The organism is Streptomyces sp. NPDC058864 (assembly GCF_042742985.1).
Classification (GTDB): Bacteria; Actinomycetota; Actinomycetes; order Streptomycetales; family Streptomycetaceae; genus Actinacidiphila.
Genome location: NZ_JBHYMQ010000082.1, coordinates 24888 through 35541 on the forward strand (window position 1 = coordinate 24888; position 10654 = coordinate 35541).

Here is a 10654-nt window from a genome sequence, read left to right on the forward strand (position 1 = left end):
GCCATGCCGCGGTGTCGCGAGCAAGTTGACGAACCGTCAGGCAAGTTGGGGGCGGCGGCGGATCTTCCATAGGATCCGCCAATGATCATAAGCAAACGGCTGGCGGCGGGGCTCTGCGGCCTCGCGGCCGCCCTCGCCACCGCGCTCTTCCCGGCCGCGGCGCCGGCCGCCGCGGACGACGGGCCGGAGACCGCTCCCGAGCCCCCGAAGGTCGAGCTCGTGCTCGACGTCAGCGGCTCGATGCGGGCCAACGACATCGACGGCAGGTCCCGCATGTCGGCGGCCAAGCAGGCGTTCAACGAGGTCATCGACGCCGTACCGGACGAGGTGCGGCTCGGCATACGCACCCTCGGCGCCAACTACCCCGGCAAGGACAAGAAGGTCGGCTGCAGGGACACCGAGGCCCTCTACCCGGTCGGGACCGTCGACCGCACCGAGGCCAAGACCGCGGTCGCCACCCTCGTCCCCACCGGATGGACGCCGATCGGCCCCGCGCTGCAGGCCGCGGGCAAGGACCTGGCGGGCGGTGAGGGCACCCGCCGCATCGTGCTCATCACCGACGGCGAGGACACCTGCCAGCCGCTCGACCCGTGCGAGGTCGCGCGGGAGCTCGCCGCCGAGGGCACCCACCTGGTCGTCGACACCCTCGGCCTGGTGCCCAACACCAAGATCCGCGAGCAGCTCAGCTGCATCGCCGAGGCCACCGGCGGCACGTACACCGCCGTCGACCACGCGGACCAGCTCTCCGACCGCATCAAGCAACTCGTCGACCGCTCCGCCGACAACGTGGTCGTCACCCCCACCGTCACCCAGGGCGCCGACCGCTGCGCCGACGCCCCGCTGCTCGGGGCCGGCGTCTACAGCGACCGCGAGGCGTTCGCCGAGCACCGCTGGTACCGGGTGAGCGTCACCGACGGCCAGGAACTGCGCGCCTCCGTCAGCGTCGGCGCCGACCGCGCCGTCAACCGCGACTACGGCGTCCTCCTACGGGCCGTCACCAGCGGCGGCCGGGAACTCGTCCGCGGCTCCGACGCGAGCAGCGGACGCACCGACGTCATCTCCTCCGGTCTGCGCTACGCCTGGCCGGAACGCGACGACGCCGACGCCGCGGCCGCCCGCACCGTGTGCATCGAGGTCAGCAACTCCTTCTCCGCCCCCGACGCCGTGAAGCGCACCCCGGGCCTGCCGCTCGAACTCAGCGTCGACCTGGTCTCCTCGCCCGACGAGCCGTCCGACGTCGCCTCCTTCGGCCTGGGCCGCGGCTGGTGGCTGCTGGCCCTGCTGGTCGTCACCGGTCTGGTCGCCGGTGTGCTGTGGGGCTGGATCTCGCGCTGGCGCGTCGCCGTCTGGAGGACCAACTGATGCGTACCATCCGAACGGCGCGCCGGGCGGCCGCCGTACTGCTCGCGGGCGCGGCCCTGTTCGCCGCCGGAGCGGGCACCGCCGCCGCCGACGACGCCACCCCCAGCCCGGCCGCGAGCGGCAGCGGGGCCACCGAGGAGACCGTCCAGCCCGGCACCGGGTTCCGCACCGCGGGGAACCTCCGGCCGGGGGTGCGGACCACCCCGGCCAGCGCCTCCACCGGTGACTACCTGTACTGGGTCTTCCCCGCCGCCGCGGGCGAGGTGCCCACGGTCTCCGCGACCGTCACCCTGCCGGAGTCCGCGTCCCGGCACGGCGGCCAGACCTGGCAGCTCGACGTCTACGACGGCCTGCGGCGCCGTCAGGCGTGCGCATCGGGCAAGCCGACCATGACGGCGTCCGCGCAGGACACCCAGCTGGAGCTGAGCTGCCGGCTGCGCACGGTCCGCGCGTGGTCCGAGGCGTGGGCCAACGACCCGCTGCCGGGCGCGTACTACATCCGGCTGACCGTGCTGCGGCTCCCGGACCAGGACCTCGGTCTGCCGGTCCAGGCGCAGGTCGGCACCACCTCGACGGACGCGGGCGGCTCCAAGGCCGTCGACGGCGAACTCGCCGCCCCGCTCACCCCCGTCGCCAAGGCCGGGGCCACCCTCGACCCCAACGCCGTGCCGTCCGCCTCCGCCTCGGAGGAGTCCGACGAGGCGGCGGACGACGAGGCCGACCCCAGTGCCTCCCCGGTGCCGGCCGGTCTGGCCCAGCCCGAGGACGGCTGGGGCGGCGGCTGGTGGTCGGACCGCTGGATCTGGACCGCGGCCGGGGGCGTGCTCGGCGCCCTCGCCGGCATCGGCGGCTACAGCCTCACCCGTGGACGGGGACGCGGCCGCCCCGTCGCCTGACCACGGACCCGGCCACGCGCCGGTACGGGGCCCCGGCGGCTCCGTACCGGCGCGTCCGCGTTCACCGGCCCGCGGCGGCCGCCTTCCGTGCCGCCGCCGCGCGCAGCAGCGCGGCCGTCTCCGGGTGCGGGCCGCGTTCCGCCCATTCCAGCGGGGTGAGCCCGGTGCCGTGGTCCTCGCGCAGACCGGGGTCGGCGCCGTGGGCGAGGAGCTGACGCACCGTCTCCGCGTGGCCCCAGCAGGCGGCGGCGCACAACGGGGTGCCCTCGTCTCCGTGGCCGCTCTCGGTGTCCGGCCGCGCCCCCGCCGACAGGAGCAGCGCGGCCACGGCCGGCGCGTCATTGACCGACGCCGCGTAGAGCGGGGTCGTGCCGTCCGGGTCGGGGTGTTCGGGGGACGCCCCGCGGCGCAGCAGCTCCCCCGCGGTCCGCAGGGCGCCGCGCCGTGCCGCGGTCACCAGGGCCCGGCTCAGCTTCTTGCGGCGTCTGCGGTTCACCGGCCCAGGCTACGGGACCGCCGCCCCGCCGGAGCCGATCCCCAGGCGGGCCACCCGGCCCTGCTCACCGGCGGCCCAGCAGCCAAGGTCCGGGGCGCAGTCGACGGTGTCGTAGGACCCGGTGTCGAACGGCCGCCAGGTCCGGCCGCCGTCCAGGCTCAGGTCGCTGCCGGACGGGCCCACCGCGATCGCCGCGCGCGAGGAGTACGGCAGCCAGGTCACGCCCGAGCGGTAGGCGGCCGGGGGGCGCCCGGAGCCGGTCCAGGTCGTGCCGCCGTCGCGGGACACCGCGCCGGCCGCGGGGGACGCCTGGTCGGGGCGGTAGTCCCCGCCCACGGCGATGCCGTGCCGCGGGTCGCGGAACGCCAGCGCGAACACCCCCTTGGCCGGGTCGCCCGCCGGCAGGGTGGACGCCGCCACGGTCCAGGTGAGACCCCGGTCGCGGGAGTGCAGGACGCGGGACTGCGACGCCCCGCCGGTCGCCAGCCACACGTCACGCGGGCCGCGGCTCACCAGGCACTGACCGCTCGCCGCGAAGGACGCCTCGCCGGCGAGCGCGGGCGGCATGCCGGCGGAGGGCAGCACCCGCCAACTGCGGCCGCCGTCACCGGTGGACAGCATCCGGTACCTGCCGTCGACCGGGTCGCTGACGGCGAGGCCGTGCCGGTCGTCGAAGAAGGTGACGCAGTCGTAGAAGGCCCGGGGGTCGGTGTTGCGGAAGGTCTCCGTCCAGGTCGCGCCGCCGTCCTGGGTGCGGAACACGCGGGACGCCTCGCCCTCGCCGATCGCCAGCACCACCGCGCGCCGCGCGTCGAACGCCTCGACGTCGCGGAACTGCAGCTCGGCGGCGCCCGGCGGCGACACGTCCGCCCAGTGGCGTCCGCCGTCCACCGTGCGCAGCACCTTGCCCTCGGAACCGGCCACCCAGGCGGTGTCCCTGCCGACCGCCGCCAGCCCGCGGAACCGGGCCGTGCTGCCGGTCTCCTTCAGCTCCCAGCGCGGGCCGGGCCGTTCACCCGTCGCGCGGGCCGGGGCCGCCGTCAGCGCGGCGAGCGCCGCCCCGCACAGCACGGCCGTCCACACCCGTCTCATCGTCCCCATCGGCATCATGGCGCGGCAACCTAGCCCACCGCGCGGCACCGCACCAGACCGCCTGCGGCGCATCGCGCCGCTCGTGGCGCGATGCGCCCGGTGTGTCCGAACTCCTCTCGGCGGGCGAGTCCCGGGAGCCGGTGGATCGCTGCGGCCCCGGGGCGCCCGGGGCTTCGGGTCCGGTGATGTGATGGGCCGTGCCGGAGTGTGCCGCGGGCGGGTGGTCTGGTCACCGACGGTGGGCGCGGCCACCCTGCGGGGCGTCCCGGCGAGGTCGGCCCGTGTGCCGGACGTCTCGTCGGCGGGCAGGTCTTCCGGGAGCCGGTGGATCGCCCAGGGGCGCCCGGGGTTCCCGGGCCGGTGATGTGATGGGCCGTGCCGGAGTGTGCCGCGGGCGGGTGCTCCGGTCACCGGCGGTGGGCGCGGCCGTCCGGCGGGGCACGCGGACCGCCTCCGCCCACGGCACACCGCGGCGTCAACCGCGGCTGCCGAGTGCCGGGTCCGACCGGCCGCCGACCGTGGTTCCGGCCCGGCGGGGCCGGATCGTCAACGGGCCTGTGACAGCGCCGTCCTGGCCTGTTCGACGGCGATCGCCACCCGGGGTGATCCGCAGTCCCGGGCGAGGTCCACGGCGTCTCCGGTCAGGGCGCGCGCGGTGCCGAGGTCTCCGGTCCGGGCGCGGGCGAGGGCCGCGCGCGCCGTGTAGAGCGTGCGGTCGCGCCGGTAGAGGGGGTCCTGGATCGCCAGCGCCTTCTCCAGCAGCGGGGCGGCCTCCTGCGCGCGGCCGAGGTCCAGCAGCGCGATCCCGCTCTGCGCGCACAGCTCCGCCTCGTCGAACCAGTAGATCCACGAGGGGTCGTCGTCACCGGGAGCGGTGTCGAGCAGCCGTCCCGCCTCCTCCAGTGACCGCCGGCACGCCGTGTCCTCGCCGAGCCCCGCGTGCGCCCGGGCCCGGCGGGTGGCGAGCATCGCCCGGGTGCGGGAGGTGGCCCCCGCCGCGGCGGACTCCGCGGCCCGGGCCGCCGCGAGGGCGTCGTCGTGACGGCCCGCGAACACGGCCTGGAGGCTCAGTCCCGCCCACAGGTTGGCGGCCTGCGGGCGGTCCTCCGCGCCGTGCGCGAGACGCAGCCCGGTGAGGTAGTGCCGCTGCGCCGCCCCGTGCCGTCCGCAGTCCGTGGCCGCCCAGCCGCCCAACTGGGCCAGCCCGGCCGCGACGCGCAGCAGCCGGTCGTCGAGCGCGCCACGGTGCAGACCCCGCCGCAGCAGGTCCAGAGCGATCCGCAGATCGGCCTCGACCCGGTGTTGTACGGCCGCGCCGCCGAGCCGGTCGTCCAGCCGGCGCAGGCCGAGCACACCGCGCTCCAGCCAGGCCACGGTCTCCTCGTCCGCCGCCGGCGCGTGCAGTCCGGCGGCCACGACCGCGCCACCGGGCGGCGGCCCGCTCCGCTCTCCGTCCGTCCCGGCCGTCCACTCGGCGACGGCGTCGCGGAACTCCGGACCCTCCAGCACGGGGTGGCTCCGCGGATCGCGTCCGCCGCCGTCCAGCAGGGCGTCCAGCGCGTCGAGACCGCCCGCCCGGGTCCACGGCAGCCCGTCGGGGATGCCGTCGAACGACGGTAACCAGCCGGGCCACGGGCGGGCGTCGACCTCCCGCAGGGGTACGCCCAGCGCCCGCGCCAGGGCGCGCTGGCTGTCCCTCTCCGGCACCACGCCCCAGTGCTCCCAGCGCCACACCTTCTCCCGCCGGGCCGCCATGGGCACGCCGAGGGCACGGGCGTTGTCGGCGACGACCCGGGCGAGGTCCTGGTAGCTCCAGCCGTGGCTGCGCCGTACGGACGCCAGGGGATGGGACGGTGCCGGCGCGGTGTCGTCCGCCACGGCATAGCTCCTTCGTCTCATGTTCGTAGGTTCGAATATCAGGCACGGCCCGTGCCGCGCAGGCGATCGCCGCGATCCGTACCGATCCGCCTCCCGCGCCCGGGGGCGCACGCCCGCGCTCGGACACGCGTGCGGGACTACATCGAGACAACAGGCCCGGACTTGAAGTGGACCTGCTCATACCGGTTGGCTTTGTGTGATCAAGCGATCACCGGACGCCGAACGGGAAGCCCCGCCCCGGGCCGGACCTCACGTGCGCGCCGTGGAGGCACCCCGAGGATGACTCCTCCTCCACCCCCGTTCGGTTTCTCCCGCTCCCGGGACGACCTGCGGTTCGACCCTGCCCTGGACGACGAGCCACTGGCCGACGCCCGCGCCGCGCTCGCCCAGGGACGCTGGACCACCGCCCGCAGCCTGCTCGCCGGGACCGGCGACGACTGGGACCGCCGCGGCCACCGCCTGGTCGTCCTGGGCGAGGGCGGCGCCAGCGCGACCTGGGCCCGCGAGTGGCAGCTCGCCGAACCCGGCAGCTCCGACGCGGCCGCGCTGCTGGCCTGCGCCATGGTCTTCCGCGCCGTCGCGGGCAAGGAGAAACCCGAACGGGCCCGCGAGGCCTGCCAGGCCGCCGCCGCGCTCACCCCGGCCGACCCCACGCCGTGGCTCTGCCTGCTGATCCTGGCCCGCCACACCGGCACCGACGACGAGCAGATGCGCGCCTTCGACCAGGTCCGCGGCCGCCACCGCAGCCACCACCACGGGCACCACCTGATGGCCGCCTGCCTCGCCGAACGCCCTCAGGCCGCCGCCGACGGCGGCGCCTTCCACGAGGTGTACGAGTTCGCCGACTGGGCCGCGAGCGAGGCGCCCGCCGGCTCACCGCTGGCCGTCCTCCCGGTCGTCGCCCACGCCGAGCTCTACCGCGTCCTCGCCACCGCCGGGACCCTGCCCGCCGACCCCGCGGCCTCCGGGCACTGGGACGGATGGCGGGCCCGGCAGGCGCTCAAGCGCGGATTCGACTGGTGGCTGGAGTTCGACGGCGACGGGCACGACCACCCGCGCCTCCACCTCGACCTCAACTTCCTTGTCCACGCGCAGTTCCTGCAGGGCCGCACCGCCGAGGCCGCGGCCCTGTTCAACCGGATCGGCGGTCACGCCACCCGCATCCCGTGGGCCTATCCGGACCGTGACCCCAAGAAGGCCTTCCGCGCCGCGCGCGAGGCCGTCCTCGGTCCCGGCTCCCCCTAGGGCCCGCCCCACATGACGCACCAGCACCACCCCAACCCCTCCCAGGAAGGAACCGCCATGCTGACGGGCAACAGCGGGATCAGTACGTTCAAAGGCGAGGAGAGAGCCCTGCGGGCCGACCGCCTCGGCATGTCCGGCCTGCTCCTGTCCGTGGTCGCCGCCAGCGCGCCGCTGATGGTGGTCGCGGGCGTCATGCCCACCACGTACGGCGTGATGGGCATCGTCGGACAGCCGCTGCTGTTCGTCATCCTCGGCGTGGTGCTGATCCTCTTCAGCGTCGGCTACGCCGAGATGAGCCGCCACGTCCACAACGCGGGCGCCTTCTACGCCTACATCGCCCGAGGGCTCGGCGGCACCGCGGGCGCCGCAGCGTCGCTCGTCGCCCTGGTGTCGTACAGCGCCATGCAGTTCGCGGTCTTCGGGCTCTTCGGCTTCGAGATCTCCGGGCTCTTCCAGACCTACCTCGACACCACGATCGCTTGGTGGATCCCGGCCGTCCTGGGCGTCCTCCTGGTCGGTGCGCTCGGCTGGCTCAAGATCGACGTCAACGCCAAGGTGCTCGGCGTCCTGCTGCTGATCGAGATCGCCCTCGTCGTCATCTTCGACATCGCCGCCGTCGGCAGCCCCGCCAAGGAGGGCCTGTCGCTGCACGCCTTCGACCCGAGCACGCTCAGCGGCGCGGGCCTCGGCACCGCCCTGTGCTTCTGCATCGCCAGCTTCGTCGGGTTCGAGCAGTCGCCGGTCTACGCCGAGGAGACCAGCCGGCCACAGGTCGTGGTCGCCCGGGTCACCTTCCTCGCGGTCATCTTCGTCGCCGTCTTCTTCGCCATCAGCTCCTGGGCGCTGAGCATCGCGGCCGGCCCGTCGCAGATCGTCGAGGAGTCGCAGAAGCAGGGTCCGGGACTGCTCTTCGGCCTCAGCGAGTCGATCATCGGGTCCGCCTTCACCGACGTCCTGCACGTGCTCTACGTGACCGGCATGTTCGCCTGCCTGCTCAGCTTCCACAACGTCGTCGCCCGCTACGCCTTCGCCATGGGCCGTGAGGGCCTGCTGCCCTCCGCCTTCGGCCGCACCAACCCCACCAGCGGCGCCCCCGCCTTCGGCTCGCTGCTGCAGACGCTGGTCTCCCTCGGCTTCGTGGTCGCCTTCGCCGTCACCGACGGCAGCGCGGCGGCCGACCACGACCCGACCGCGCCGGTGCTGAAGCTCTTCACCTGGTTCGGCAACGTCGGCGCCCTGGGCGTCATCGTGCTGCTGGCGACCGCGTCCTTCGCCGTCATCGGCTACTTCGTCCGGCGCGGCGCGCTGCGCACCCAGGCGCCGCGGATCGTCGCCTCCGCCCTCGCGGGCATCGCGCTGGTCGTCATCGCCGTCTACGCCGTCAAGGACTTCGACGTCCTGGTCGCCGGCGAAGGCTCCGCCGTCTCCTGGGTGCTGCCCGGCATCATCGGCGCCGCCGTCGTCGTCGGCCTGGTGTACGGCGCGGTGCTGCGCGCCACACGTCCCGAGCTGCACGCCCGCATCGGCCTCGGCAACGAGGCGTTCCGGATCGAGCAGGCCCGTGAGACCACGGACACCGACGCGGAGACCGCCGCCTCCTGACCCCGACCGGCCCGCCGTCCCCCACCGCCGGGGGGCGGCGGGCCGGTGCCGGGTCCGCAGTGCCCCGTAGCGCAACGACTCACATCCACAAGAGGGTTGTCCCATGTCCTCCTGCTGCCACACCGACGCCGACGCCGCGCCCGCCGCGCCCCATCCCCTCGACCCGCTGTCCGCCGACGAGATATCCGCCGCCCGCCGCATCCTCGCGGAGGACGGCAGGGTCACCGACACGACCCGCTTCCCCCTCGTCCTGCTCGACGAGCCCGACCGGCACACCGCCGACGCCCACCGCGACGGCGACCCCGTGGTGCGCCGGCTGCGCGTGACCCTGCTGGACTCGGCCACCGGCGCCGCCGCCGAGGCACTGGTCGACGTCACGGCGGGTGTCGTCGTCGCCCACCGCGCGCTCGACACCGCGGAGGAGGGCCAGCCCCCGGTCACCTTCGAGGAGTACGAGATCGTCGAGCAGGTCGTCAAGGCCGATCCGGGCTGGCGCAAGGCCATGGCCGACCGCGGCGTGACCGACCTCGACCTGGCCGTCGCCGCGCCGCTCGGCGCTGGCCCGCTGCGCTTCGAGGACCGCCCCGGCGCGCGCCTGATGCGTTCCCTGACCTGGCTGCGCTGCGACGCCTCCGACAGCCCCTGGGCGCACCCGGTGGCCGGGCTCGTCGCCGACGTCGACGTCATCGAGCGCAAGGTCGTCCGCCTGATCGACACCGGCGCCGTGCCCATCCCCACCGAATGCGGCCGCTACGAGGCCGAGTTCAACGGCCCGGCCCGCACCGACCTGCGCCCGCTGGAGATCACCCAGCCAGAGGGGCCGTCCTTCGCCCTCAGCGGTCGGCTGCTGACCTGGCAGAAGTGGCGCTTCCGCATCGACTTCAACGGCCGCGAGGGCCTGGTCCTCCACCAGGTCGGCTACGAGGACGGCGACCGCGTCCGTCCCGTCCTGCACCGCGCCTCACTGGCCGAGATGGCCGTCACCTACGCGGAGCCCGGCGACGACCGCAACTGGGTCGCCTTCCTCGACGCGGGCGAGTACTCCCTCGGCCGCAACGCCAACGCCCTGAAGCTGGGCTGCGACTGCCTCGGCGAGATCACCTACCTCGACGCCGTCCTCTCCGACGACCTCGGCAACCCCGAGACGCTGCCCAACGCCATCTGCATCCACGAGGAGGACTACGGCCTCCTGTGGAAGCACACCGACATCTTCAACGACATGGCCGCCGAGAGCCGCCGCGCCCGCCGCCTGGTCGTCTCGTACATCGCCACCGTGGGCAACTACGACTACGGCTTCTACTGGTACTTCCACCAGGACGGCACGATCGGCTTCGAGGCCAAGTCCACCGGCATCGTGCAGACCTCCGCCGTCGAGCCCGGCACCGCCGACGCGGTCGGCACGGAGGTCGCGCCCGGCCTCCTCGCCCCGTTCCACCAGCACCTGTTCTGCGTACGGCTGGACGCGGCGGTCGACGGTCACGCCAACACCGTGGAGGAGGTGGACGTCGTCCCCGTCCCGAGCGGGCCGGACAACCCCAACGGCAACGTCTTCACCACCCGGGTGACCCCGGTCGCCGACAGCGCCGAGGGCGGCCGCCTCGCCGACCCGCTGGCCGGCCGCCGCTGGCGGATCACCAACCCCGGTTCCCTCAACCGCATGGGCAAGCCCGTGGCGTACACCCTCGTGCCCCAGCCCGGCCCGGTCGTCCTCGCCCAGCCCGACTCGGCGGTCGCCCGGCGCATGGCCTACGGAACCAGGCACGTGTGGGTCACCCGCTACCGCCCGGAGCGGCGCTTCCCGGCGGGCGACTACCCCAACCAGAACGCGGGCGGCGCCGGACTGCCCCGCTGGACCGCGGCGGGCGAGTCGCTGGAGGACACCGAGCTGACCGTCTGGCACACCTTCGGCCCCACGCACCTGCCGCGGCTGGAGGAGTGGCCGGTCATGCCCGTCGACCACAGCGGGTTCACCCTCAAGCCGACCGGCTTCTTCGACCGCAACCCCTCGCTCGACCTCCCCAAGGAGACCCCGCGCGGCGAGGGCCACTGCCACACCGCCTGACGCGCGCCCGCGTCCCGGCCC

At 74.9% G+C, this 10654-nt stretch carries 8 protein-coding genes; 5 read left to right on the forward strand and 3 right to left on the reverse strand.

The window, feature by feature from the left end; genetic code table 11:
• The first annotated feature begins 81 nt into the window (after nt 1-81).
• Both ACFW3D_RS36830 and ACFW3D_RS36835 read left to right on the forward strand, forming a co-directional pair.
• On the forward strand, nt 82-1362 hold the full coding sequence (locus ACFW3D_RS36830; RefSeq protein ID WP_500512073.1) for a VWA domain-containing protein: 1281 nt from the start codon (nt 82-84) through the stop codon (nt 1360-1362).
• The gene (locus ACFW3D_RS36835; RefSeq protein WP_500512075.1) at nt 1362-2258 is read left to right on the forward strand and encodes a hypothetical protein; all 897 of its coding nucleotides are present in this window, start codon (nt 1362-1364) and stop codon (nt 2256-2258) included. The genes ACFW3D_RS36830 and ACFW3D_RS36835 overlap by 1 nt, the downstream gene beginning before the upstream one ends.
• 61 nt (nt 2259-2319) lie before the next feature.
• Here ACFW3D_RS36835 and ACFW3D_RS36840 read toward each other — a convergent pair whose 3' ends face one another.
• From ACFW3D_RS36840 to ACFW3D_RS36850, 3 genes are all read right to left on the reverse strand, one after another.
• Nucleotides 2320-2754, reverse strand: a complete 435-nt coding sequence (locus tag ACFW3D_RS36840; protein ID WP_500512077.1) for an ankyrin repeat domain-containing protein — start codon at nt 2752-2754, stop codon at nt 2320-2322.
• A gap of 9 nt (nt 2755-2763) precedes the next feature.
• Nucleotides 2764-3855 (reverse strand): WD40/YVTN/BNR-like repeat-containing protein, encoded by a 1092-nt coding sequence (locus ACFW3D_RS36845; RefSeq protein WP_500512079.1) that lies wholly within the window; start codon nt 3853-3855, stop codon nt 2764-2766.
• Nucleotides 3856-4392: 537 nt separating this feature from the next.
• A complete protein-coding gene (locus ACFW3D_RS36850) occupies nt 4393-5724 on the reverse strand; it encodes an NsdA family TPR-like regulatory protein (protein ID WP_500512081.1) in 1332 nt (443 codons plus the stop codon).
• A 279-nt stretch (nt 5725-6003) separates the two neighbouring features.
• On the opposite strand from ACFW3D_RS36850, the gene ACFW3D_RS36855 reads away from it, so the two are divergent.
• From ACFW3D_RS36855 to ACFW3D_RS36865, 3 genes are all read left to right on the forward strand, one after another.
• A complete protein-coding gene (locus tag ACFW3D_RS36855) occupies nt 6004-6969 on the forward strand; it encodes a hypothetical protein (RefSeq protein ID WP_500512083.1) in 966 nt (321 codons plus the stop codon).
• Nucleotides 6970-7026: 57 nt separating this feature from the next.
• Nucleotides 7027-8571 (forward strand): APC family permease, encoded by a 1545-nt coding sequence (locus ACFW3D_RS36860; RefSeq protein ID WP_500512091.1) that lies wholly within the window; start codon nt 7027-7029, stop codon nt 8569-8571.
• A gap of 103 nt (nt 8572-8674) precedes the next feature.
• Complete coding sequence (locus ACFW3D_RS36865) at nt 8675-10633, forward strand: primary-amine oxidase (RefSeq protein ID WP_500512085.1); 1959 nt, start codon at nt 8675-8677, stop codon at nt 10631-10633.
• Nucleotides 10634-10654 lie beyond the last annotated feature (21 nt).

What these genes read in the sequence shown, in the direction of transcription:
- ACFW3D_RS36845 (WP_500512079.1), bottom strand. Translation starts at nt 3,855, where the DNA reads ATGGGGACGATGAGACGGGTGTGGACGGCCGTGCTGTGCGGGGCGGCG.
- ACFW3D_RS36835 (WP_500512075.1), top strand. Translation starts at nt 1,362, where the DNA reads ATGCGTACCATCCGAACGGCGCGCCGGGCGGCCGCCGTACTGCTCGCG.
- ACFW3D_RS36830 (WP_500512073.1), top strand. Translation starts at nt 82, where the DNA reads ATGATCATAAGCAAACGGCTGGCGGCGGGGCTCTGCGGCCTCGCGGCC.
- ACFW3D_RS36855 (WP_500512083.1), top strand. Translation starts at nt 6,004, where the DNA reads ATGACTCCTCCTCCACCCCCGTTCGGTTTCTCCCGCTCCCGGGACGAC.
- ACFW3D_RS36860 (WP_500512091.1), top strand. Translation starts at nt 7,027, where the DNA reads ATGCTGACGGGCAACAGCGGGATCAGTACGTTCAAAGGCGAGGAGAGA.
- ACFW3D_RS36865 (WP_500512085.1), top strand. Translation starts at nt 8,675, where the DNA reads ATGTCCTCCTGCTGCCACACCGACGCCGACGCCGCGCCCGCCGCGCCC.